Source organism: Bacillus sp. FSL R5-0523, from assembly GCF_037975295.1.
In the GTDB taxonomy this organism is placed as follows: Bacteria; Bacillota; Bacilli; order Bacillales; family Bacillaceae; genus Bacillus; species Bacillus subtilis.
In genome coordinates, this window is the sequence record NZ_CP150251.1 from 777,250 (window position 1) to 802,694 (window position 25,445).

Sequence of the window (25,445 nt, forward strand, 5' to 3'; positions counted from 1 at the left end):
CGGTAACACGAAAGGAGAACAGATATGGAAACAGTGCCGAAGAAGGGAGATGCACCTGTTCTCACCGCTGGAAAAGGCATCAGCTGGATGGCTGCGCTCAAACGGGACAAATGGCTTTATCTTCTTCTTATTCCCGGTCTGCTTTATTTCTTGATTTTCAAATACTTGCCGATGTGGGGCGTGCTGATCGCTTTTAAAGACTACTCGCCATATCTCGGCTTCTGGAAAAGCGAATGGGTCGGCTTTGATTATTTCAAAGACTTTTTTATGAATCCGGATTTTTTCCGGCTGCTGCGCAACACCCTCATGCTGGCGAGCCTGGATCTTTTGTTTGCCTTTCCAGCGCCTCTCATTTTAGCCCTGCTTTTGAATGAGGTAAGAAAGGCCGCGTATAAAAGATGTATCCAAACCTTTATTTACGTACCCCATTTTGTATCATGGACAATTGTGGTCAGCATCACCTTCGTTTTCTTTACTGTCGATACAGGTGTGATCAACAAAATGATCATGAGCCTGACAGGTGAGCAGATTTCTTTCTTGTCGGATGCAGACTGGTTCCGGCCGATGATTGTGATGCAAAGCATTTGGAAGGAAACAGGCTGGGGAACGATTCTATTTTTGGCAGCGCTCGCTACGGTTGATCAAGAGCAGTATGAAGCGGCCATCATGGACGGAGCGGGGCGGTTCAGGAGAATGTGGCATATTACGCTGCCGGCGATCAGAAGCACCATTATCGTTTTGTTGATTTTAAGAATCGGCAGCTTTTTGAATCTTGGCTTTGAACAGGTGTATTTGATGACGAACTCACTCAACCGCAGTGTGGCTGACATCTTCGACACGTATGTGTACATGATGGGGATTACCCAAGGGGCGTATAGCTACAGCACGGCGGTCGGTTTGTTTAAATCAGTTGTCGGGATTATCTTGATTTTTGGCGCCAATTACATTGCGAAAAAGTTTGATCAGGAAGGATTGTTTTAGAGGAGGGAGAGGTATGGCTGAAATTCACACGATGCACAACACCAAAGCCGGACGGGTGTTTGACGTCTGCAACATTCTGTTTCTCGGCGGTGTCGGCGCGATTACCATTTTGCCGTTTTTATATATTATCGCCGGTTCCTTTGCGACAGAAGCGGAACTCGCCCAGCGGAGCTTCTTTATTTTCCCGAAAACCTTTACACTTGATGCTTACAAGTATGTGTTTTCGACACCGACGTTCCTTCGAAGCATGGGCGTGTCCATCTTCATCACGGTTGTTGGGACGGCTGTACAGCTGTTTTTCACCTTCACGATGGCGTATCCGCTGGCGAAGCGGCATGTGAAGGGACGGAATCTGCTGTTGAATCTGGTGATTTTCTCCATGCTGTTTTCAGGCGGCATGATTCCGACGTACCTTGTCGTAAAATCACTTGGCCTTTTGGATACGTATTGGGCATTGATTCTGCCGATGGCGATTAATCCGTTCAACCTTATTATTATCAAAAACTTCTTTCAGCAGCTGCCGCGCGAGCTGGAGGAATCAGCAAAAATTGACGGCTGTTCCGAAATCGGCGTCTTCTGGCGGATCGCCCTGCCACTGTCAAAGCCGGTCATAGCGACCTTTGCGCTGTTTTATGCGGTCGGGATTTGGAATGATTTCTTCCACGCTCTCTTATATATCAATGACAGTGCAAAATGGCCGCTGCAAATGGTGCTTCGCCAAGTCACAATTTTATCGGATTTAACGGCGACCAATGGTGATACGATGCAAAATGCAGTTCCGCCGGAGCAGGGAATTAAACTCGCTGTCATTGTCATTGCAACGCTGCCGATTTTGGCGGTCTATCCATTTTTACAAAAACACTTTGCAAAAGGAATGCTGATCGGTTCGGTGAAAGGCTGAGAAAGGGAGTGTTTCATATCAGTACATTAGATCAGATTAAGATTGCCTATATCGGCGGAGGGTCCCAAGGCTGGGCCAGAAGCCTGATGAGTGATTTGTCGATTGATGAACGGATGTCAGGCACGGTGGCGCTCTATGATCTTGATTTTGAAGCCGCTCAGAAAAATGAAGTGATCGGCAATCACAGCGGGAACGGCAGATGGAGATATGAGGCTGTTTCTACTTTGAAAAAGGCGTTATCAGCCGCTGATATCGTCATTATTTCCATTTTGCCGGGATCACTGGATGATATGGAAGTCGATGTCCACTTGCCTGAGCGCTGCGGTATTTATCAGTCTGTAGGTGATACTGTCGGGCCTGGAGGGATCATCAGGGGCTTGCGTGCTGTGCCGATATTTGCGGAAATTGCCCGGGCAATAAGAGACTACGCACCTGAATCATGGGTCATTAATTATACAAACCCGATGTCTGTCTGTACAAGAGTGCTGTATAAAGTGTTTCCCGGCATCAAAGCGATTGGCTGCTGCCACGAGGTATTCGGGACGCAAAAGTTATTGGCGGAAATGGTCACGGAAAGGCTGGGGATTGAGGTGCCGCGGCGTGAGGATATCCGCGTTAATGTGCTCGGCATTAACCATTTTACATGGATCACAAAAGCCTCTTACCGCCATATTGACCTGCTGCCTATATTCCGTGAATTCAGCGCGCACTATGGGGAATCAGGATATGAGCTGGAGGGGGAAAGCTGGAGGGACAGCGTCTTTTATTCGGCACACCGTGTTGCGTTTGATTTATTTGAAACGTATGGCGCCATCCCTGCTGCGGGAGACAGGCATCTGGCAGAGTTTCTTCCCGGCCCATACCTCAAACAGCCTGAAGTATGGAAATTTCATCTCACACCTATATCATTCAGAAAACAAGACAGAGCTGAGAAACGACAAGAAACAGAACGGTTGATCGTGCAACAACGGGGCGTTGCTGAGAAAGCTTCGGGAGAAGAAGGCGTGAACATCATAGCGGCTCTTCTCGGATTGAGTGAACTCGTCACAAATGTAAATATGCCGAATCAAGGCCAGGTCTCAAACCTTCCTATACAAGCCATCGTCGAAACAAACGCATTCATCACAAGGAACCGTGTCCAGCCGATTTTGTCCGGAGCGCTTCCGAAAGGTGTGGAAATGCTGGCGGCTAGGCATATATCCAATCAGGAGGCAGTGGCGGACGCAGGTTTAACAAAGGACACTGGCCTCGCGTTTCAAGCCTTCCTCAATGACCCGCTTGTCAAGATTGACCGCAGTGATGCAGAGCAGCTTTTCAATGACATGCTCCAATTCACCATGCAACGTTGAGCGGAGCTTTTCCGGTTTAGAAAGGAAAGCATTGACCATACTGATAGTATAATCAAGAAGTAGGTGCTATCAATATGGGAAATTATTTAAGCGTTGCGGTAGAACTGGTCTGCGGTCTAGGCATTTTATTTATCATCTTAAAGCTTCTCGGGAAAACCCAATTTTCTCAAATTACGCCGTTTGACTTTATCTCTGCTTTAATTTTAGGAGAATTGGTCGGAAATGCCGTTTACGATCATGAAATCAAAATCAAAGAAATTATTTTTGCTTCGCTATTGTGGGGCGTGCTGATTTATATTATTGAATTTATCACGCAAAAAATGAAATCATCGCGAAAGTTCTTGGAGGGCGAGCCGAATATCGTCATCCGCAAAGGGGAGCTTCAATATAAAGTATTGAAGAAAAATAAGATGGACATTAACCAGCTTCAAAGCCTTTTGAGGCAAGCGGGGAGCTTTTCGATTCAAGAAGTAGAATATGCGATTTTGGAAACAAACGGGATGGTCAGTGTGCTTCCAAAATCCGACTTTGACAAACCGACCAATAAGGATTTGCAGATTCCTTCGAAGTCCGTTTCTCTGCCGATCACTTTAATCATAGATGGAGAGGTTGTCCGGGATAATTTGAAGGAAGCAGGTGTGGATGAACAGTGGCTGAAACAAGAATTGAAAAAGAAGAACATTGATAAGACGGAGGACGTGTTATTTGCAGAATGGCATAAAAATAAGCCGCTGTATACCGTAACATACGAACAAAGCAGATCAACATGACTCTTAGAAAAAAGCTTGCAGCAAGGCGCAAGCTTTTTATTGATTGTATGTCCCTTGTTTGACAGCACGTACATGGTACATGCTCACTTCAGTGCTGATCAGATAGTCAGGCTTTGGTTTGCCTTTGTTTGCTTTATGGCCGGCGATATGCGCATCGCTTTTTTCCCATTGCTTCCAGTGATCCTCTGATTCCCAGCGAATCATGACAACAACTTCTTCATCCCCGCGGCGTACATTTTTCTCAAGCACTGTCACATCAATTAAACCTTCTTGTTTTTCAATGATTCCTTCAGCGCTGAAACGTTCTATGACTTTATCTGCAAAGCCTTCTTTAACCGTCATTTTTCTCAACTGTACAAACATTTGTCCCACTCCAATCATTCTCACATATGAATAATTGTAAATGAAATTCATTCTCAATGTCAAAGAAAGCGCAGGACGGAATCGAACCGCCGTGCGCAACAGTTTATTCTTTTAATAAAAACACATTTCCGTCTTCGTCCTTAAATTGAACGAAGGTGCCCCACTCCATTTGATTGGGCTCACCGAGAAATTCTACACCGTTTGTCTTCATTTTCTCGTATGTACCAAAGATGTCTTCGCATTCAAACACAATAGAAGCCTTCATTTGCTCTGAGCCTTTCATCATGGCTTTCGGGTAAATGACTAAACGAGTCTCGGCCCCTTTTGGCGCAACCTCCAGCCAGCTTGCTTCAGGTCCCATTGGGTGGTCCGCTGCAATATCAAAGCCTACCTTCTCTGTCCAAAATTGCTTCGCTTTCTGCTGGTCCTCGACATATACAGCAACAGTGCCAATTTGTTTGATCATAGGGAAACCTCCAAGTTGAAAAGATAATAATACTATAACCTGTTTACGGCCGAAGTAACATAAAAAAATCAGCCGGGAAACCGGCTGATTTTTAAAATGAGCAGCTTACAACATCGATGTGATTTGTATCTAAGGCGAAATAAACCCAGCGGCGACGTGAGGAATCCCAATAAAAGCCGCCGACGGATCTTCTGCCAAGGATGATCGGGTAAAACCAAAATGAGCGGCCATTGGTTAACCAAACATAGGTAAATCGGAAAAGGCAAGGACGAATGGTGATTGGTTCAACTAACAAAACGGCTCCTTGAGAACCCTGCGGTTTTGGGGGTTTTGCTGGTATTTGGGAAGGAGGAGGTCCCTGCGGCGCACCGCCGAAGCCTGGGCTGGCACCGCTGCCAATACCAGGGCCGGAGCCGCCGCCAAAGCCTGGAACAGCGCCACCGCCAATACCAGGGCCGGAGCCGCCGCCAAAGCCTGGAACAGCGCCACCGCCAATGCCAGGGCCGGAGCCGCCGCCGAAGCCCGGAACAGCGCCGCTGCCAATGCCAGGCCATGGATATCGGTATTCATATTCAAAAGCAGGCCAAGGCTCATAAAAATGCCCCGCAAACATATAAGGATCAACATAATACATGTGATAACGTCCTTTCTCATTGTAAACTGTACATTGCAGTTTATGCGGGCGGACTCTTATTGGTGCATTCGCCTAAGGATATGAAGCAGGAATGCTCTCAGAGAGCAGAATCATTTGATTTTTCTCTAGTCTTATTCACAATTCCGATTTATCATTTTATAATGAAAGTGCTTCTATTACGAAAAAGGAGACAGACCGTGAATATCGATCAATTATTATATCAATATATCATAGGCAACACTGCGGATATTACTGAGAAATGGTTCAGTTTGCGTTGCCAGCTAAAAGGCGAGCTATATTCCGCCAGCCATTTAAGTGAAGAAACGAAAACACTTTTAACCGAGCAGCATACATTTACCAATATAACAATCGCAAGCGCATTTCTGGAGGATCAAACCGATTTTCAAGAAAACATGACAAAATGGGCGCAAAACGTTGCGAAAAACAGGGTAGAGCAGGATGTTCAAGTTCATGAGGTCGTAGAAGCCATATCCAATTCAAGAATCTCATTCTGGGACGCAGTCGTCACATTTATAAAAGAGAATCAGGAGATTGTGACAAATGAGGATGCAGACCGATGGAACCGCATTGTGAATCAGTCGTTCGATAAGCTGATTATTGAATTCTCCGAGCAGTACCAAAAATTCATGCTGATGAGGCTTACATCTCAGCAGGAACTGATCTCAGAGCTTGGCTGCCCGGTCATTTCCATTGCCGATGGAATCGGGATATTGCCGCTTATCGGCTCCATTGATACAAAACGGGCACAGGTCATTTTAGAAACAGTGCCGGTCCGCTGTGTCGAGAGAAAAATCACAAGCCTCGTCGTTGATCTTTCGGGTGTTCCGATTGTGGATACCATGGTGGCTCAGCAATTGTACAACCTGTCTAAAACACTTTTCTTATTAGGCGTCAAAGCCGTATTTTCAGGGATTCGCCCGGATGTGGCCCAAACATCGATTCAATTGGGGCTTGATTTTAGTGAATATGAAACGTACGGCACGCTGAAGCAGGCATTAGAAAACATGGGTGTCCGCTGTATTGTTGAGGAATTGGAAGAAAACAAATAGGAAGTTTCCAGGCATATGATTGTCCGTCACCAGGTGATCATATGCCTTTTTGATTTGAACAGAAATCACCATTGATTTATCGAAAAAAACATAATATTATAATTCTTATAAGAATACTGTGAATTAAAACCTATTCAACAGGGGGGAAGGTCTTTTGGTTTCTAAATCAACGATTGATCCGGAAGTGATTGAAAAAATCATCAGCTCGCTGGAAACACTCGATTTCGGCACGGTTCAGATTACGGTTCATGATTCTCAGATTACCCAAATTGAGAAAATAGAAAAGCACCGTTTTTCGCTGAAAAGGAAAGAATCAAAATGATAATGTAAAGGGCGTTTGTTTTCATTAAATTCTCCTTAAAACATATACATATTTCATCCAATTTTTATATAATAGACCTTTAAGATCATTTTTTAGGAGGATTTTTGACATGCAAGCTACGGTTCACGAGAGTAAGCAATCGATCATGCAACGCATTTTGACAGTCTTTGTCTTCACATTGCTGATCGCGACTGTCGGCCTTTTTATCGGCCAATTTGTTCCTGTCGCTTTGATGCTGCCGCTTTCTATTCTTGAAGTGGCGATGATTATTCTGGCCTTCTGGATGCGCAGAAGAAAAGCGGTCGGGTATGCGTTTGTATATACATTCGCGTTTGTTTCCGGCATTACCTTATTTCCGATCGTCAGCCATTACGCTTCCATCGCCGGCGCCTATGTCGTGCTCGAAGCCTTTGGCTCTACATTTGTCATTTTTGCCGTCTTGGGCACAATCGGCGCAAAAATGAAGAAGGATTTATCCTTCCTGTGGTCGTTTCTGCTGGTTGCGGTGCTCGCACTCGCAGTGGTAGGGATTTTCAACATTTTCAGCCCGTTAAACTCAGCGGCGATGATGGCGTATTCCGTGATCGGAACCATCGTCTTTTCCCTTTACATTTTGTATGATTTGAACCAAATCAAACACCGCCACATTACGGAAGACTTGATTCCCGTTATGGCGTTATCGCTGTACCTTGACTTTATCAACTTATTCATCAACCTGCTCCGCTTCTTCGGCATTTTGAGCAGTGATGATTAATGAAAAAGCGCCTGTCATGAGATAGGCGCTTTTTTTCCATACATAAAAAGGGCAGATGGAGTGTTTATGAGTATCCTATCATTTTAAATACACTGGAGCAGGTCACAGTGCTGGAGCCATGGTACGAAGACGCGTCATCATCTGAGGAAACGCGGCTCACGCCGGCGCGCCGACCTTGGCGCAAGGAGCGGCAATGGCGATCGAGGATGTTATCGTCCTCGCCGAAGAATTCCAAAACCACGCCGATCACGAAACATCATTACAGGCATACTACAAAAGAAGAGCACCACGAGCGCTCAAAGTCCAGAACCTATCATCTGAAATCGTCCGCCGCAGGCTGAAAGGAGAGCCGGGAGCGGAAGAACTGATTGGGGAGTGCTATGCGGTGTTGAGGGAAGGATATTAAATAGGAAAAGTCCAGATAACTTGGCTTTTATATTTTCTTCTATAACTAATTAGTATATAAACTATTTTTTTCAATTGTAGTATAATTCATGTAAGATTACAAAATTTATCATATAAAAAATAATATCTAAGCTTTAAGTAAACTATAGATGTACTGTGTTACAAACACACGCACTGACGTGTTCGTTATACTTAGAAGGATTAACTTTAAAAATGTTGAAATTCAGGGATTGTAGGGGGCTATAACGTTGAATTTAATATCAAAAAGAAAGTTGTCAGAAGCTGTCGGTTGGTCAGAGAGTGGCGGGAGAAGGTGGATTAATTACTTTAGTGACTATATTCCACAAACTAAGAATGGAAATAGTATTTTATATAATGAAAGTTCAATAAAGGTTTTAAAAATTATAAAACAGCTCAGTGAAAGTGGTCTAACTCAAAAGGAAATTTTAAAATTAATCGTAGAAAAAGGACTGCCCAAGGATATTTACGAAGTTAATGAAATAACTAAGAATGTAAATTCTAACCCGAATGATATACCCTTATCAAGAGACATTATGATTCCCTTTTTGCTTGTAATTAGAGACAAAAAGCCCTACACTTCAAGCTATATAAACGAGGAGTTAACTAAATATTTTATGTTAACCGAAGAACAAAGATCGCGTTCTTACGAGAATAGTAAAGATTCTATTTTTATAACTAGGATAAGACAAGTAAGGTATGGATTAAAAAAATCCAATTACATAGAGGAAATAAGTCAATCAACCTACCAAATAACCCAAGAAGGGTTATCATTGATAAACGATAATCGTAATGAAATTCAAGAAGAAATTGAAGATATGGAGGAAGTAAAAGATCCATTTGAAGTAATGACAGAAAAGTTTGATGATATTAGAAAAGAACTGGCAAAATCAATTATTCAAAAAATTAAAAAAGCCCATTGGAAAAAACTTGAATACATTATTGTTGAATTACTAGTAGCTATGGGTTATGGTGACGGTAAAATTACCGGTAAAACAAATGACGGCGGAATTGACGGTATTATAAAAGAAGATAAATTAGGATTAGATAATATATATCTCCAAGCGAAACGTTGGGATAACCCTATTGGAAGAGAATTGGTTCAAAGTTTCTCTGGTGCACTTGATGATATGGGAGCTAAGAAGGGAGTTTTTATTACAACTTCATACTTTACGAAAAATGCAATCGAGTATGCAGAACGATTGCAAAGCAAGAAAATTGTTCTTATTGACGGTGAGACTCTTGCAAAACTTATGATTGATTATGATATTGGAGTTAATATTAAAGAAAAGTTTTTTGTGAAGAAAATTGATTTTAGTTATTTTGACGAGGAATAAAGATTTCTATTAGTTTGCTAATATAAGCATTTACTTTATTTAATTGAATCGAATCCGACATAAAGAAGGAGCCCAGTTTTTTCAAACTCCTTCTTTATTTGTGACAATCTCATTTAAACTTACGAATTGTAATACCTTTCCTAAAAACAAAATCCGTGATCCACATCAAGTATTGCTCAATGTAAAGATATACTCATAATGTTCTGTTTAGTATCAATCTCCTAAATTTTTTTTGCTTATTCTTTCTACAATCTCCCTCAAACCCTCAGGCTTATAAAACTCCACCGGCGAACTGCCCTTCTCAAACGAAATTGTCTCGGCTTCAATCAGCGCGACATAGCGCCCGTTTACTTTTGCGAGATGAATGGAATCGCCAAAATCCGCTAGCAATCCCTTAATCTCTGTTTCTCCGACTTTCATTTTCAGCTGGGCCTCTGGCGTGTGCTCGATGATTTGGGCGGAGGCTTCGATGACTTGATGGGTGTCGAGGCGCTCTTGGATTTCCCGTTTTTCGCTTGCTTCCCAAATTTCAATGTCGTGCTCGAACTGCTTGAGTTCTTCGCTGTTGTCTTCAAATGTCTCGTAGACGTGCTCCTGCACCATGTTCATGACCTGATTTTTCATGATTTCCGGCATCGATTCTCCGTACTCGACGAATTTCAGAAAGTCCTCAAAATAGCGGGCGTGCGAGGCCTGGTGGATTTTCAGTTCACCTTCCTCGACCATTCCTTCCTCTGGCATGTACGGGTATTGGATGCTTTTCATGTTTTTTGTCGTGATCGCCATTTCGACTTTTTTAATGAGAGAAGACGTGTCAGAGATGCGGGCGACCTTCGGCTCAAAATCACATTTCATAATAAAGACAAATGACTCGTCAAAGTATTTTCTCGGTACGGCCGAAGCGACGAGAAACACGCCGCCGCGAACCGCGCTTGTGTCAAGGTACGTGCGGACGAACTGCTCGCTCAGCTCATTGAAGTCTTCTTTTGTTTCTGCCAGACGCGCGCGGTTGAACATGTTGTAGTTTGGGTTGGAATCGAGCTCGTGGCCGGGCTCGACGATAAAATGGCCGATTTTCGTCGGCACCTGCTCGGACTGCGGATGGCGGTCTGCTTTCCGTTTGACGATTTTTTTCAGTTCCCCGTCGAGAAAGTCCTTCAGCTCGCTTTCTTCAAATTCGCCCGTATCAAGGGTCTGGAAGTGCTTGAACTGCTTGTTCGCCTGCTCATCTTTGCCTTCCACCTGTATGACATAAAAGGATAAAAACCGAATTTCAAAATCCATATATAAACTCACCTTATTCGCGTATTGTACAGCTTCTCAAGTATAGAAAAAACAGCGATCATGCGTCAATTGGGAGAACGGAATAATCATGACCATGAAAGGGAAATGTAGTCAAATAGAAGGCATCTCATACGGAAAGGAATGGTTCGATGAAGGAAACAAGCCCGATTCCTCAGCCGAAGACGTTTGGGCCGCTCGGCAATTTGCCTTTAATCGATAAAGACAAGCCGACGCTTTCGCTGATCAAACTGGCGGAAGAACAGGGCCCGATTTTTCAAATCCATACACCCGCGGGCACGACCATTGTAGTGTCCGGCCACGAATTGGTGAAAGAGGTTTGTGATGAAGAACGGTTTGATAAAAGCATTGAAGGCGCCTTGGAAAAGGTTCGCGCATTTTCCGGTGACGGATTGTTTACGAGCTGGACGCATGAGCCTAACTGGAGAAAAGCGCACAACATTCTGATGCCGACGTTCAGCCAGCGGGCCATGAAGGACTATCATGAGAAAATGGTCGATATCGCTGTTCAGCTCATTCAAAAATGGGCAAGGCTCAACCCGAATGAAGCTGTCGATGTCCCGGGAGATATGACCCGGCTGACGCTCGACACCATTGGGCTATGCGGGTTTAACTACCGCTTTAACAGTTACTACAGAGAAACGCCTCACCCGTTTATCAACAGCATGGTGCGGGCGCTTGATGAAGCGATGCATCAAATGCAGCGGCTTGATGTTCAAGATAAGCTTATGGTCAGAACAAAGCGGCAATTCCGCCATGATATTCAAACGATGTTTTCGTTAGTCGACAGCATTATTGCAGAGCGCAGATCGAATGGAGACCAGGATGAAAAAGATTTGCTCGCCCGCATGCTGAATGTGGAAGATCCGGAAACGGGTGAAAAGCTCGACGACGAAAATATCCGCTTTCAGATCATCACGTTTTTGATTGCCGGCCATGAAACAACGAGCGGCCTGCTTTCCTTTGCGACCTACTTTTTATTGAAGCACCCTGACAAACTGAAAAAGGCGTATGAAGAGGTCGATCGGGTGCTGACAGATGCAGCGCCGAGCTATAAACAAGTGCTGGAGCTTACATACATACGGATGATTTTAAATGAATCACTGCGCTTATGGCCGACAGCTCCGGCTTTCAGCCTTTATCCAAAAGAAGACACAGTCATTGGCGGGAAATTTCCGATCACGACGAAAGACAGAATTTCTGTGCTGATTCCGCAGCTTCATCGTGATCGAGACGCTTGGGGAAAGGACGCCGAGGAATTCCGGCCGGAACGGTTCGAGCATCAGGACCAAGTGCCTCATCATGCGTACAAACCATTCGGAAATGGACAACGAGCCTGTATCGGCATGCAGTTTGCCCTTCATGAAGCCACACTTGTGTTAGGCATGATTCTAAAATATTTCACGCTGATTGATCATGAGAATTATGAGCTTGATATCAAACAAACCTTAACACTTAAGCCGGGCGATTTTCACATCAGGGTTCAAAGCCGTCATCAGGAAGCCATTCATGCGGACGTTCAGGCAGTTGAAAAAGCCGCGTCTGATGAGCAAAAGGAGAAAACGGAAGCAAAGGGCGCATCGGTCATCGGTCTTAACAACCGCCCGCTTCTCGTGCTGTACGGCTCAGATACTGGCACCGCAGAAGGCGTCGCCCGGGAGCTTGCGGATACTGCCAGTCTTCACGGCGTAAGGACAGAGACGGCACCTCTGAACGACCGGATTGGAAAGCTGCCGAAAGAGGGAGCGGTTGTCATTGTGACCTCGTCTTATAATGGAAAACCGCCAAGCAATGCCGGACAGTTCGTGCAGTGGCTTCAAGAAATCAAACCGGGTGAGCTTGAGGGCGTCCATTACGCGGTATTTGGCTGCGGCGACCACAACTGGGCGAGCACGTATCAGTACGTGCCGAGATTCATTGATGAGCAGCTTGCAGAAAAGGGCGCGACTCGGTTTTCTGGGCGCGGGGAAGGGGATGTCAGCGGTGATTTTGAAGGGCAGCTTGACGAGTGGAAAAAAAGCATGTGGGCGGACGCCATCAAAGCATTCGGACTTGAGCTTAATGAAAACGCTGATAAGGAACGAAGCACGCTGAGCCTTCAGTTTGTCAGAGGGCTGGGCGAGTCTTCGCTCGCTAGATCGTACGAAGCCTCTCACGCATCCATTGCCGAAAATCGTGAACTCCAGTCCGCAGACAGCGATCGAAGCACCCGCCATATCGAAATTACATTGCCGCCGGATGTTGAATATCAAGAGGGCGACCACCTTGGCGTATTGCCAAAAAACAGCCAAACCAATGTCAGCCGGATTCTCCACAGATTCGGTCTGAAGGGAACCGACCAAGTGACATTGTCGGCAAGCGGCCACAGTGCGGGGCATCTGCCATTGGGCCGTCCTGTCAGCCTGCATGATCTTCTCAGCTACAGCGTCGAGGTGCAGGAAGCAGCCACAAGAGCGCAAATACGTGAACTGGCGGCATTTACAGTGTGTCCGCCGCATAGGCGCGAATTAGAAGAACTGTCAGCAGAGGGTGTTTATCAGGAGCAAATATTGAAAAAACGAATTTCCATGCTGGATCTGCTTGAAAAGTATGAAGCGTGCGACATGCCGTTTGAACGATTTTTAGAGCTTTTACGGCCGTTAAAACCGAGATACTATTCGATTTCAAGCTCTCCAAGAGTGAATCCGCGGCAAGCATCAATCACAGTCGGTGTCGTGCGCGGCCCTGCGTGGAGCGGCCGTGGCGAATACAGGGGCGTGGCTTCAAATGATTTAGCTGAGCGCCAAGCCGGTGATGATCTCGTGATGTTTGTCCGCACACCGGAATCCCGGTTTCAGCTTCCAGAAGACCCTGAAACGCCAATCATTATGGTCGGACCAGGCACAGGAGTCGCGCCATTCCGCGGTTTCCTTCAAGCCCGCGAAGTTTTAAAACGGGAGGGGAAAACGCTCGGTGAAGCTCATCTCTATTTTGGATGCAGGAACGATCGTGATTTTATATACCGCGATGAGCTTGAGCAGTTTGAAAAAGACGGAATCGTCACTGTCCACACAGCCTTTTCCCGTAAAGAAGGCATGCCGAAAACGTATGTCCAGCATGTCATGGCTGACCATGCAGAAACGTTAATATCGATCCTTGACCGCGGAGGCAGGCTTTATGTATGCGGTGACGGCAGCAAAATGGCCCCGGATGTGGAGGCGGCACTGCAAAAGGCGTATCAGTCTGTCCATGGCACCGGGGAGCAAGAAGCGCAAAACTGGCTGAGACATCTGCAGGATACCGGTATGTACGCTAAGGATGTCTGGGCAGGGATATAGATAAAGAAGACTGGAGACATCCGGTCTTTCAGCGTGTCGGCAAACCCTCGCATTCGTTGTCAGGACTGCGCTTCGGTGCTCAATGGGAAGTGGATCAACGGCTAAATTCTCAGGCGTCCTGCCTAAACGCCGTCGTCATCACATCCTGTGAATGCCCGCTCCTATGCTCGTCCTTCCTAGACTTCAAGGGTTTTCAATCACGCTGAAAAGATGACAAAATCCTAAAATGAAAACCATTTTAGGATTTTGTCAACAATCTGGAAGACTGGAGACATCCAGTCTTTTTTGTCCTTTCGAAAAAATGGTGATCGCGCTAAACATTGATGCATACAATAACTTCAGTCCGCCGGAAGGGCGGGCTGTCTGCAAAACCTATTTTTCGTTTTTGCTAGTTTATGTTATTCTTATACTCGGTATCTATTTCTTTTTTCAAAGGCACACATGACAAAAGAAATCCTTTTTTTATTTCCGAGAAAAAAATGTGAAACGAAATGAAGGTTTCTTTCGTCCAGTGATTGGTTTCCAAATGGTTGTAATAAAAATGATATGGTGCGAAACATAAATGTTCCGGCTTGCCGCGGTGTATTTATTGTTGTGTGATGCCTTGATTTTGTTTGGAAAGAAGGAATTGGAAGGCAGGATATAAAGAGCAGGTAAATATGAATGAAGAACTTAAAGTGTTTAAGAAAGTAGAGGTTGCCATGAAGAAACTTTTTTCTTACAAACTTAGCTTTTTTGTGCTGGCTGTTATACTGTTTTGGGCAAAAACGTATTTATCCTACAAGACTGAGTTTAATCTTGGGGTAAAAGGCACAACTCAGGAGATCCTCCTGATATTTAACCCATTCTCAAGCGCCGTCTTCTTTTTAGGACTGGCTTTGCTGGCGAAAGGGCGTAAATCAGCCATTATTATGCTGATTATCGATTTCTTGATGACATTTGTGTTATATGCAAATATTTTATTCTATCGTTTCTTTGACGATTTCTTGACGTTCCCGAACATTAAACAGTCCGGAAACGTTGGAAACATGGGAGACGGGATTTTCAGTATCATGGCCGGTCATGATATTTTCTATTTCTTAGATATTATCATTTTGATTGCGGTATTGATCTGGAGACCTGAATTAAAAGAATACAAAATGAAAAAACGCTTTGCGTCTTTAGTGATCCTTTCTGGGATCGCACTGTTTTTCATCAACCTGCACTATGCGGAAAAAGACCGTCCGCAGCTGCTGACAAGAACGTTTGACCGCAATTATATCGTGAAGTATTTAGGTCTTTACAACTACACCATTTATGACGGTGTGCAGACGGCTCAAACAGAAACGCAACGGGCCTATGCAAGCAGCGATGATTTAACAAGCGTCGAGAATTACACGACGTCTCATTATGCGAAACCAAACGCCGAGTACTTCGGCTCTGCCAAAGGCAAAAATATCATTAAAATTCACCTCGAAAGCTTCCAGTCATTCCTGATTGACTACAAGCTAAACGGTGAAGAGGTGACGCCTTTCTTAAATAAACTTGCGCACGGCGGGGAAGATGTGACGTATTTTGATAACTTCTTCCATCAGACAGGCCAGGGAAAAACATCTGATGCCGAGCTGACAATGGATAACTCGATCTTCGGTCTTCCTGAAGGCTCCGCGTTTGTGACGAAAGGCGAAAACACTTACCAGTCGCTTCCTGCGATTTTAGACCAGAAGGAAGGCTATACAAGCGCCGTCCTGCATGGTGATTACAAATCGTTCTGGAACCGTGACCAGATTTACAAACATATCGGATATGACAAGTTCTTCGACGCAAGCACGTATGATATGTCAGATGAAAATGTGATTAACATGGGACTTAAGGATAAGCCGTTCTTTACAGAATCGATTCCAAAGCTTGAGTCTCTTAAACAGCCGTTTTACGCGCATTTGATTACTTTGACAAACCATTATCCGTTTAACCTGGATGAAAAAGACGCGTCTCTTAAAAAAGCGACAACTGGCGATAACACAGTTGACAGCTACTTCCAGACAGCGCGTTACCTTGACGAAGCGCTTGAGCAATTCTTCAAGGAGCTGAAGGAAGCCGGCCTGTATGACAACTCAGTCATCATGATTTACGGTGACCATAACGGTATTTCTGAAAACCATAACCGAGCGATGAAAGAGATTCTTGGAAAAGAGATCACAGATTATCAAAACGCACAGAACCAGCGTGTGCCGCTGATGATCCGCGTTCCTGGCAAAAAAGGCGGAGTGAACCATACGTATGGCGGCGAAATTGACGTCATGCCGACACTTCTGCACTTAGAAGGAATTGATTCTCAGAAATACATCAACTTTGGTACTGACTTATTCTCTAAAGACCACGACGATACAGTGGCATTCAGAAACGGAGACTTCGTAACGCCGAAGTACACATCAGTCGACAATGTCATTTATGATACGAAGACTGGTGAAAAACTGAAAGCGAATGAAGAAACGAAGAATCTGAAAACAAGAGTGAACCAGCAGCTGAGCCTTTCAGACAGTGTCCTGTACAAAGACTTGCTGAGGTTCCATAAACTAAATGATTTCAAAGCCGTTGATCCGTCAGACTATCATTACGGCAAGGAGAAAGAAATCAAATAAGATGAAAAAGAGCCTTGAGCGGGCGCATTGCCTTCGCTCAAGGCTCTTTTTTTTGGTTATACAACCAACTTGAAAAAATAGATTCCATTTGGTCACCAAGGCTGGCTTTCTCTCATATCATTACAGTAGATTTTGAAACCGGTATTGAAATCGGACAAATTATCGGGGAAATGCCTTGATAGATTGTGAAGATGTACCAGGTTTCGAACTCAATATTCATAGAGATGAGGGGTAGAGATGAAAGCGGTCATTCTCTGCGGCGGAAAAGGAACGAGAATGAGTGAAGTCACGAATGACATTCCTAAACCGCTCGCCATGATAGGCGGCAAACCGATTCTATGGCATATTATGAAAATTTATCAGTACTACGGAGTAAACGAGTTTATTCTGCTGTTGGGCTATAAAGGAGAAAAAATCAAGGAATACTTTCTCGACTATGAATGGAAGCACAACAGCCTGACACTCGACAGCTCTACGGGAGAGGTACAGATCCTGGGGCAGCCTGAAACGTGGAAAATTACGTTTTTGGAGACTGGGGAAGATACGCTGACAGCCGGAAGAATCTTGCAGGCGAAAGACTATATCGGTGATGAAACATTTCTGCTCACCTATGGGGACGGGCTGGCCAATATCAATCTTTTCCATCTCATCAGCTATCATCAGACAAAAGGTGCTGCCGTGACTGTCACCGGCATTGACAAAGTCTCGCAGTTTGGCACCTTGACGGTTGAGGACGGCATGGCGAAAACATTTTCTGAGAAGACATCAAGTGACGGAATCATCAACGGCGGATTCTTCGTTCTCAGTCCAAAGGTTTTCGAGTATTTGCCGAAGGACGGGAACGCGATGTTCGAAGATGAACCGCTGAAGAACCTTGCCAAAGACGGGGAGCTTGCTGTGTACCGCCATTACGGATTTTGGACGGCCATCGATACGTATAAAAATCTCTTAGAAGTCAACAAAATGTGGAATCAAGGACAACAAGTATGGAAGGTATGGTGAATCGATTTGAGTTTCTGGAAAAATAAAAACGTATTTGTCACGGGATGCACAGGTCTTTTAGGAAGCTATTTGGTGAAAGAGCTGATCGATCAGGGCGCAAACGTGACAGGGCTTGTCAGGGATCATGTGCCTCAATCTAATCTTTATCAGGGAGAACATATCAAGAAAATGAACATCGTGCGGGGCTCTCTTGAGGACTTGGCTGTGATTGAACGCGCGCTTGGCGAGTATGAGATCGACACTGTCTTTCATCTCGCTGCACAAGCGATTGTCGGCGTGGCAAACCGCAACCCGATTTCTACCTTTGAAGCGAATATCCTCGGCACATGGAATATTCTCGAAGCCTGCCGCAAGCATCCGTTAATTAAGCGGGTCATTGTCGCTTCAAGTGATAAAGCTTACGGCGATCAAGAAAACCTTCCATACGATGAAAACATGCCGCTGCAAGGCAAGCACCCGTACGACGTCTCAAAAAGCTGCGCAGATCTGATCAGCCACACCTATTTTCACACGTACGGGCTTCCGGTCTGCATTACGCGCTGCGGAAACTTATACGGCGGCGGAGATTTGAACTTCAACCGCATCATTCCTCAGACGATTCAGCTTGTGCTGAACGGGGAAGCGCCGGAAATCCGAAGCGACGGCACATTTGTACGGGACTACTTCTATATTGAAGACGCCGTTCAGGCTTATCTGCTTCTTGCAGAAAAAATGGAAGAAAACAATCTTGCCGGAGAGGCCTTTAACTTCAGCAATGAGATCCAGCTGACCGTACTTGAACTGGTAGAGAAAATATTAAAGAAAATGAACAGTAATCTGAAACCTAAGGTGCTGAATCAGGGAAGCAATGAAATCAAACATCAATATTTATCCGCGGAAAAAGCAAGAAAGCTGCTGAATTGGACACCGGCCTACACTATTGATGAGGGACTTGAAAAAACGATTGAGTGGTATACGGAATTCTTCAAAAAGTAATGTGAAACGAGGTGAACAAGACTGTGACCAGCGCGTATTGCACCGTTTTATCAAAAGGAAGATTATATCAGGCAGTCGCTTTGTTTAAGTCGTTAGAGCAAGTTGATCAAGACAGTCCCATTTTTATACTTTGCATGGATGAAGATACGCACCGCGTGTTACAGAAGCTGAAGATGAAGCAGCTGAACCTTGTGCCGGTGGCCGCTCTTGAAAATGAAATGCTTCTAAAGCTGAAGGAAACTAGAGATCAAAGTGAGTATTGCTGGACGATGAAGCCGATCTTTCTGCAAGCTGTGCTGAACAGCAATCCTGAGCTGGAGCGCGTGACGTATATTGACGGGGATCTCTTTTTCTATGCAGATCCATCGCCGATTTTTGAAAACCAGCCGGACTGCTCGGTGCTGCTTTCACGGGGGGATATTGTAATCCCTTCTTTTGAGAAAGAGCAGATTGACATGCTGCAGCGTCTTTTAGGCAGATATAATTCCGGATTTATCAGCTTCAAGCATGATGATGCAGGCACGGATTGCTTGGAGTGGTGGAAGGAACGCTGTCTTGAGGAATGCAAAAATGCACCGGGTGAAGGGAAATTCGGTGATCAAGGCTATTTGGATTATATGTCTGAGCTGTTTCCGAATGTGTGTGACATTACGACACCCGGCGTGAACATCGGCCATTGGAATTATGGGCAGCATACCTTTTCTTGGAAAGATGGCCGGATCGTGCTGGAGGATGGCAGTCCGCTGATCTTTTATCATTTCAGCGGATACCGAATCGTCAGCATCAATGAAATCAAACAGATTCATGAAACAACCCGCACAGATCTGCCGTTTGTGCATGAACTGTATCAAGAGACACTGCCGCATATCATTCAGCACATGAAAACGTTAGACCCTGAATTTAACGGTTTTGCTTCAAAAGATGACAACAAATAAATGAGTAAATACAGGAAGTGAAAATGAAGTGAAAGCAAGCGTTATTATTCCTGCATATAATTCGAAGGAGCGTCTTTACAACAGCCTTCTGTCATTAAACCAGCAGGAGTGCGATGAAGAATTCGAAGTCATTGTAGCGGACAATGGCTCTGAGGACGGGACGCTCTCGATGCTTGAGTCATTTCAAGCTGATTTTCCGCTGATCTTTACACGGATTAAAGAAAACAGGGGCATTGCGTACGGACGAAATCAGGCGCTTCGCAATGCCAGAGGAGACATCCTGATTTTCCATGACAGCGATATGCTTGCGGCAAAGGACCTTGTGGCAAAACATATTAAAGCCCATGAGAACGAAGAGAATCTCGTCGTGTGCGGGTTGTTTTGGAAACGGATCTACAGTTTTTACTATGAACGATTTGAAGAAGAACATAAGGAACAGCTCGCAAAGCTCACAGGTGAAATGCCGAAGAAAGACAAACAAAAGCTGCTGGAGGAAGCGGACATCAAAAACGGAAGCTTTCTTGATAATAGCTTTGACCTCGATACCGACTTTATAGACGTGCTCAAGAAGATTTTAGATGAGTACGGCGATGACTTGAAAGGCTATCATATGCCATGGCGCTTTTTTATCACGAATAATTCCTCTGTGAAACGCAAGCATGTGGTTGATCTCGGTTTATTTGATGAAGGCATTGTGCGGTACGGGTTTGAGGATTATGACCTCGGGATCAGGCTTCATCAGGCCGGATTGACCTTCAGGCTTCGTCGCGATATTGTCAGTGTTCATCAGGAACATCCAAGCAATTGTAAGTCTGTAGACGATATTCGGGCAAACATTGCCTATATGTGCGATAAATACAATAACATCCGCTCCTTAGACGTTCATCTCGCATTTAATGGGCCGTTCCCGCCTGACATGACGAACAGAATCATGGCTGATATTCAAAAGCTGCTGGAATCACAGAAATATGATATGCTGCTGAATCTGTTTCTTGAGCTTCTACATGTTGTTAAAGAGCGCAACATTGATCCGGATTGGAGAAAGAAATCCCCAAGGGTGACGGCGAGAAGCTTTGATTTACAAACTGTCCGCAAGCTTCTGCCTAAGGCGAAGAAAAAGCTAGGCGTGAACGATTTTGCCAACGCACTGTATGCGCTTGTCAACGATTTGCTGCACGTGGATCTTAGATCATTGGATGTGGTATAAGTGAGTACATTTCATTTTTCAACGATAGTGTCAAGGACACATATCTTTAAGCTCATGCCTATGATTCATTCTCTCCATGAGCATTGCGGTGATTTTCATTTATATGTGCTGTGTGTCGACCAGAAAGCGTATGAATTGCTTCAGCACGTTCCATGGGAGCATGTAACCTTTGTGCAGCTGCATGAAATGGAAGACCCGGAGCTGCTGAAAGCGAAAAGCAACAGAACGTTTCATGAATATTGCTGGACGTTAAAGCCCGCCTTTTTGTTTCATGTGATGAGCAAGTGGGATGACGCTGAATACTTTGCCCATATGGATACGGATCTATTTTTCTTTTCTGATCCGGCACGTATTTTTGCAGAAAACCCAACGGCGTCTCTGTATTTGACTGATCATCGTAATTCGCCGCGCTTCATGTCCTACTACGACCGAACCGGACGCTTTAATACAGGCTTTGTCGGTGCCGGTCATACAAAGGAAGCATATGAAGCGGTGTGGCAGTGGAGACAGGACTGTATTGAATTTTGCACGGTCGAAATGGATACGGAACGAAAGACATACGGTGATCAAAGATATGTGGAGAAATGGCCGGCGCAGTTTAAGGGTGTTCATGTTGTCAAATCAATAGGAGCCAATACAGCGCTTTGGAATATCGAAAACTATAAGGTCGGGCAAAAGGACGGCCGCGTGTATATAGATGAAACGCCGCTGATTTTCTATCATTTCTCTGGGTTTACACTGGTGACAGAAAAAGAGTTTAATCTTTGCTGGTACTACCGGATTGAAGACGAAGCGACAATTGAGATGATTTATATGCCGTATATATTAAATCTGAAAAGATGGATTGATGAAATACAGTCGGCGTTTCCGGACTTTGCGGATGGCTTTATCCCGAAGCACGCAGTGCCTGACACTCATTTTATCCAGCTGGATTAAAAACCCCCTGCCGCCTGGGCAGGGGGTTTTTCAGCTATGCCATTCTCTCAGCTTCTGGTCACTTGGCAATAGGAAGGCAAGGATGCCGAGAACAGGGAGAAAGGCAATGGCGATCATCGTCGGGGTCAGTCCCGCGGCGTCAATCAGAGCGCCCAGCGCCACAGCGCCGATTGCGCCCATCCCGAAGGCAAGCCCGACGGTTAACCCGGACATTGTGCCGATTTTTCCAGGAACTAGCTCCTGTGCATAGACAACCGTTACAGAAAAGCTCGACATCAGAACCAAGCCAATCAAGGCAAGCACGCCATAGGCGAGAACCGGGCCGGCAAATGGCAGCAAGATCGCCAGCGGCGCCGAGCATAACAGCGAACCGAGGATAACGAAGCGTTTTCCAAAACGGTCTGCAAGCGGGCCGCCGAGAAACGTGCCGATCGCGCCGAACAGCAAGAAGACAAAAATATAGCTTTGTGCCTGCTGAATGCTTACGTGATAGGTATCCATCGCGTAAAACGTGTAAAAGTTACCGATCGCACTCGTATACCAAGAACGAGCAAAAATGAGAAATATAATAATAATAAGAGCAGATACAACAGATTTGGTGATGGCCGTGTTTTCAGCCGTTTTCTTTTGTTTGCCTGATTTCTGGGCAAGGCTGCCGAGACGTGAGGCGTACCATTTCGCAATATACATGAGAAACAAAACAGCAAGCGCGGCGACAAGCGTGAACCAAACAGCGCCGAATTGCCCGAGCGGCACAAGGATCAGCGCGGTGATCAGCGGGGCCATCGCCTGGCCTGAGTTTCCGCCCACCTGGTAAATCGACTGGGCGAGCCCGCGTTTTGTGCCGGCGGCCATATACGCCACACGGGAGCCCTCCGGATGGAAAATGGCCGAGCCTAATCCAATGAAAAACACACAGCATAGGATCGTTATGAATGACGGGGCAAATGCAAGGCCTAAAATGCCAAGCATGCTGGCGGTCAAACCGACTGGCAGCGCATACGGCCGCGGCCGTTTATCGGTATACCAGCCGACGACAGGCTGCATGACGGATGACACCATGTTTAATGTGAAAGCGATGATGCCGAGCTGTGTAAACGTTAGGCTCATGGAGCGTTCCAAAATAGGGAACATGGCCGGAATCACAGCTTGAAGCGAATCGTTGAGCATATGGCAAATTCCGATAATAATCAAAATCGGATAAACCGTGGTGCCTGGTTTTTGAACTGTTTTTTCTTTTACCGGGGCGGCGATAGCCAATTGAGTCTCCTCCTAACATATATAACCAAAGCATACCACCATATTATTCATAAGGTGAAGAATTTATCAAGAGGAAAAAAGATTCTTATAAATATTAGCAGCTGACGGTATTTTCGATATTCAAAATGTGATATAGCTCTTCAAGCTTACGAATCTCATAGATTGGTATGATCTCTGGCACATTCGGCTTCATGTCAGGGTTCATCCAACAAGTATCAAGTCCGGCGAGCTGTCCGCCTTTGATATCAGCAGTTAGTGAATCCCCGATGATTAATGTGTGCTCTGCTGAAAATTGAGGAATCCGTTCAAACACGTAATCGAAATATTCCTTCATCGGTTTTTGGAAGCCTGTGTCTTCAGAAACGAAAATGTCCTTGAAGAATGGACATAATCCTGAATCACGGAGACGCTTATATTGTGTGTGAGACACGCCGTTTGTCACGATGTACAAATCAAACTGTTGCTGCAGATTTGAGATGAGATCAAATGCACCGTCAATAAGCTGATGTCCTTCTTCAAGAAAGCGGCGGTATTTTTGCTCAAGCAAAGCGCCGTCCGCCTCGTAACCGTACTCCTTGAGCAAAGCGGAGAAACGTGTGTTTACGACTTCATCCCGTGTCATCTTACCTTCTTCAAAGGCTCTCCAGAGACCTTGATTGATGGTTTTATACTGCGCCTTCATGTCATTTGTTAAAGGAATGTTCTGATCTTCAAACAGCAAACGCAGGGCTGAAGCTTCTGCCGCTTGAAAATCAAGGATGGTATCATCTACATCAAATAATAAAGTGCGGTATCGTTTCATCTGTGTGTCTCCCTTTCTCATATGTATTCAAAGTATAGCACATAAAAAAAGGAAAAAGCCGGCGGGTGAGGCACCGCCGGCTGAAAAGAGATTATTTGTTTAATAAGCTGTGTTTTCTCGAATATAGGAAGTAAACCAGCGTTCCGACAGCGATCCAGATGACAAATGAAAGCCATGTGACGCCGGGAAGGCTGTACATGAACCAAAGGCAGATGCCTGCGCTGATAATCGGCACAACCGGAACGAACGGCACTCTGAAGGACGCCTTGATTTCAGGATGTTTCTTTCTTAGCACAATGACAGCAATAGATATGACTGTAAACGCGGCAAGTGTTCCCATGTTCACCAGGTGGGCCAGCGTTCCGAGGTTAATAAAGCCGGCGATTCCCGCTGCAACGATCCCTGTCAGCCATGTGTTGCGGAACGGGGTTTTAAATGACGGATGAACCTTTGCGAACAATCCAGGGAGAAGGCCGTCTCTGCTCATGGCAAATGTCAAACGAACCTGAGCGTACAGCAAAGCGAGCATCACCGTCGTAATCCCGATAATCGCACCGACAGAAATAATTCCGGCAACAGCGTCCTGTCCGACGAATTTCAGAGCAAAGGATACAGGATCTCCGACATTCAATTTGGCATAAGGCATCATGCCTGTCAGCACAAGCGATACCGCGATGTACAGAACCGTGCAGACGGCTAGAGCTGAAATAATGCCGACGGGCATGTTTTTTTGCGGATTTTTCACTTCCTCTGACGCGTTAGAAACCGCGTCAAACCCAAGGTACGCGAAGAATACTGTGGCAGCGCTAAGTATGACGCCTTTCATCCCGAATGGCATAAAAGGAGACCAGTTATCCGGTTTCACATAGCCGATGCCGACAATAATGAACAATAATATGATCGCGATTTTCATCAGTACGATGACGTTGTTAAAGCGTGTGCTTTCCTTGACGCCTCTGCTGACAATCGCAGTGATGAGGAGAATGATCATTGCAGCCGGAAGGTTAAATACGGCGCCCGGCGTGCTTCCCGGCGCTCCTGTCAGTGCAGCCGGAATATGAAGATTGAAGCCGGCAAGCAGTGATTGAAAGTATGAAGACCAGCCGGTGGCAACCGCCGACAGTGCAATGACATATTCAAGCATGAGATCCCATCCGATCAAAAAGGCGAGCAGCTCTCCAAGTGTCACGTATGAGTATGAGTACACGCTTCCCGAAATCGGAATGGAAGACGAAAATTCAGCATAACAGAAAGCAGCCAGCGCACAGGCGAGCCCCGCTAAAATAAACGATATGATGAGGGCGGGACCTGCACCGGTCGCTGCCACTGTTCCTGTAATGACAAAAATCCCTGTACCGATGACACAACCGATACCGAGCAAGGTTAAATCAAATGCGCTTAACGTACGGGCAAGGCTTTTTGACTTGCTCTGCGCACTCAATGTTTCAAGCGGTTTTTTTCTAAATAATGAACTCATCAAAAGTTCCTCCTAGAAATATTCAAAATATTCTAATCATTATATGCAGTTCTTGTTGTATTATATTGTCGAAATTTGACGCAGTCAATAAAATATTTTTCTGCTTTAAATGATAGAAGCGAAACAGCGTTGTCGTATCATAGGATAGTAATTTTTACTAATCGTATATTCAATTTTATGCAAGATGAACCGATAGAAAAAATAGATTCGCCCATATTTTGATTTGCGGTTATAAAGGAGA

At 45.2% G+C, this 25,445-nt stretch carries 22 protein-coding genes and 1 pseudogene; 16 read left to right on the top strand and 7 right to left on the bottom strand.

The features are described 5' to 3' along the window. Positions 1 to 24 precede the first annotated feature (24 nt). The 4 genes from NYE53_RS03940 (at position 25) to NYE53_RS03955 (ending at position 4,001) form a co-directional block, all read left to right on the top strand. Positions 25 to 981 (top strand): sugar ABC transporter permease, encoded by a 957-nt coding sequence (locus NYE53_RS03940; RefSeq protein ID WP_029317445.1) that lies wholly within the window; start codon positions 25 to 27, stop codon positions 979 to 981. A 13-nt stretch (positions 982 to 994) separates the two neighbouring features. Then, positions 995 to 1,882 carry a carbohydrate ABC transporter permease gene (locus tag NYE53_RS03945; RefSeq protein WP_003242715.1) on the top strand — a complete coding sequence of 296 codons (888 nt, stop codon included), beginning with the start codon at positions 995 to 997 and terminating at the stop codon, positions 1,880 to 1,882. 8 nt (positions 1,883 to 1,890) lie between these two features. Beyond that, on the top strand, positions 1,891 to 3,231 hold the full coding sequence (gene lplD, locus NYE53_RS03950) for an alpha-galacturonidase LplD (RefSeq protein WP_123374343.1): 1,341 nt from the start codon (positions 1,891 to 1,893) through the stop codon (positions 3,229 to 3,231). Positions 3,232 to 3,305: 74 nt separating this feature from the next. Beyond that, positions 3,306 to 4,001: a DUF421 domain-containing protein gene (locus NYE53_RS03955; protein WP_069964043.1), complete on the top strand. Its 696-nt coding sequence runs from the start codon at positions 3,306 to 3,308 to the stop codon at positions 3,999 to 4,001. Between the two features lie 36 nt (positions 4,002 to 4,037). Here NYE53_RS03955 and hmoA read toward each other — a convergent pair whose 3' ends face one another. The 3 genes from hmoA to NYE53_RS03970 form a co-directional block, all read right to left on the bottom strand. Beyond that, positions 4,038 to 4,364, bottom strand: coding sequence for a heme-degrading oxygenase HmoA (gene hmoA, locus NYE53_RS03960; RefSeq protein ID WP_003243958.1), 327 nt, complete (start codon positions 4,362 to 4,364; stop codon positions 4,038 to 4,040). 103 nt (positions 4,365 to 4,467) lie between these two features. Beyond that, positions 4,468 to 4,830: a VOC family protein gene (locus tag NYE53_RS03965; RefSeq protein ID WP_003233803.1), complete on the bottom strand. Its 363-nt coding sequence runs from the start codon at positions 4,828 to 4,830 to the stop codon at positions 4,468 to 4,470. 91 nt (positions 4,831 to 4,921) lie between these two features. Next, on the bottom strand, positions 4,922 to 5,464 hold the full coding sequence (locus tag NYE53_RS03970; protein ID WP_031315514.1) for a hypothetical protein: 543 nt from the start codon (positions 5,462 to 5,464) through the stop codon (positions 4,922 to 4,924). Between the two features lie 197 nt (positions 5,465 to 5,661). On the opposite strand from NYE53_RS03970, the gene NYE53_RS03975 reads away from it, so the two are divergent. The 5 genes and pseudogenes from NYE53_RS03975 (at position 5,662) to NYE53_RS03995 (ending at position 9,370) form a co-directional block, all read left to right on the top strand. Continuing rightward, a complete protein-coding gene (locus NYE53_RS03975; protein WP_339247392.1) occupies positions 5,662 to 6,534 on the top strand; it encodes an STAS domain-containing protein in 873 nt (290 codons plus the stop codon). Between the two features lie 154 nt (positions 6,535 to 6,688). Next, positions 6,689 to 6,856 (top strand): YezD family protein, encoded by a 168-nt coding sequence (locus tag NYE53_RS03980; protein ID WP_003244522.1) that lies wholly within the window; start codon positions 6,689 to 6,691, stop codon positions 6,854 to 6,856. Between the two features lie 109 nt (positions 6,857 to 6,965). Further along, entirely contained in the window at positions 6,966 to 7,610 is a 645-nt protein-coding gene (locus NYE53_RS03985; protein ID WP_003244397.1) for a Bax inhibitor-1 family protein, read from the top strand. Positions 7,611 to 7,678: 68 nt separating this feature from the next. Next, positions 7,679 to 8,016: pseudogene (locus NYE53_RS03990) on the top strand (FAD-dependent monooxygenase); the annotation flags it as partial. A 247-nt stretch (positions 8,017 to 8,263) separates the two neighbouring features. Then, complete coding sequence (locus NYE53_RS03995) at positions 8,264 to 9,370, top strand: restriction endonuclease (RefSeq protein ID WP_080480836.1); 1,107 nt, start codon at positions 8,264 to 8,266, stop codon at positions 9,368 to 9,370. Positions 9,371 to 9,583: 213 nt separating this feature from the next. Here the strand turns inward: NYE53_RS03995 and NYE53_RS04000 are convergent, their stop codons facing one another. Continuing rightward, positions 9,584 to 10,654, bottom strand: a complete 1,071-nt coding sequence (locus tag NYE53_RS04000) for a DUF3900 domain-containing protein (RefSeq protein WP_339247395.1) — start codon at positions 10,652 to 10,654, stop codon at positions 9,584 to 9,586. Positions 10,655 to 10,803: 149 nt separating this feature from the next. Here NYE53_RS04000 and cypD point away from each other — a divergent pair, with 149 nt between their 5' ends. The 7 genes from cypD to NYE53_RS04035 all read left to right on the top strand — a co-directional run bounded on the left by cypD (position 10,804) and on the right by NYE53_RS04035 (position 21,665). After that, entirely contained in the window at positions 10,804 to 13,989 is a 3,186-nt protein-coding gene (gene cypD, locus NYE53_RS04005) for a bifunctional P-450/NADPH--P450 reductase (protein ID WP_339247398.1), read from the top strand. A 701-nt stretch (positions 13,990 to 14,690) separates the two neighbouring features. Next, positions 14,691 to 16,610: a lipoteichoic acid synthase LtaS1 gene (ltaS1, locus tag NYE53_RS04010; RefSeq protein WP_031315513.1), complete on the top strand. Its 1,920-nt coding sequence runs from the start codon at positions 14,691 to 14,693 to the stop codon at positions 16,608 to 16,610. A 237-nt stretch (positions 16,611 to 16,847) separates the two neighbouring features. Beyond that, on the top strand, positions 16,848 to 17,612 hold the full coding sequence (locus NYE53_RS04015; protein WP_161986688.1) for a glucose-1-phosphate cytidylyltransferase: 765 nt from the start codon (positions 16,848 to 16,850) through the stop codon (positions 17,610 to 17,612). 6 nt (positions 17,613 to 17,618) lie between these two features. Continuing rightward, positions 17,619 to 18,587 carry a GDP-mannose 4,6-dehydratase gene (locus tag NYE53_RS04020; RefSeq protein ID WP_003233783.1) on the top strand — a complete coding sequence of 323 codons (969 nt, stop codon included), beginning with the start codon at positions 17,619 to 17,621 and terminating at the stop codon, positions 18,585 to 18,587. Between the two features lie 23 nt (positions 18,588 to 18,610). Next, entirely contained in the window at positions 18,611 to 19,522 is a 912-nt protein-coding gene (locus tag NYE53_RS04025; RefSeq protein WP_144483507.1) for a putative nucleotide-diphospho-sugar transferase, read from the top strand. 28 nt (positions 19,523 to 19,550) lie between these two features. Continuing rightward, complete coding sequence (locus NYE53_RS04030; protein ID WP_339247402.1) at positions 19,551 to 20,729, top strand: glycosyltransferase family 2 protein; 1,179 nt, start codon at positions 19,551 to 19,553, stop codon at positions 20,727 to 20,729. Further along, complete coding sequence (locus tag NYE53_RS04035) at positions 20,730 to 21,665, top strand: hypothetical protein (RefSeq protein ID WP_335450440.1); 936 nt, start codon at positions 20,730 to 20,732, stop codon at positions 21,663 to 21,665. Between the two features lie 30 nt (positions 21,666 to 21,695). Here NYE53_RS04035 and NYE53_RS04040 read toward each other — a convergent pair whose 3' ends face one another. The 3 genes from NYE53_RS04040 to NYE53_RS04050 all read right to left on the bottom strand — a co-directional run bounded on the left by NYE53_RS04040 (position 21,696) and on the right by NYE53_RS04050 (position 25,204). Next, positions 21,696 to 22,925 (bottom strand): MFS transporter, encoded by a 1,230-nt coding sequence (locus tag NYE53_RS04040; protein ID WP_133953938.1) that lies wholly within the window; start codon positions 22,923 to 22,925, stop codon positions 21,696 to 21,698. A gap of 94 nt (positions 22,926 to 23,019) precedes the next feature. After that, positions 23,020 to 23,727, bottom strand: a complete 708-nt coding sequence (locus tag NYE53_RS04045; protein ID WP_339247409.1) for a YjjG family noncanonical pyrimidine nucleotidase — start codon at positions 23,725 to 23,727, stop codon at positions 23,020 to 23,022. 91 nt (positions 23,728 to 23,818) lie between these two features. Next, positions 23,819 to 25,204 carry an amino acid permease gene (locus NYE53_RS04050; RefSeq protein ID WP_339247410.1) on the bottom strand — a complete coding sequence of 462 codons (1,386 nt, stop codon included), beginning with the start codon at positions 25,202 to 25,204 and terminating at the stop codon, positions 23,819 to 23,821. Positions 25,205 to 25,445 lie beyond the last annotated feature (241 nt).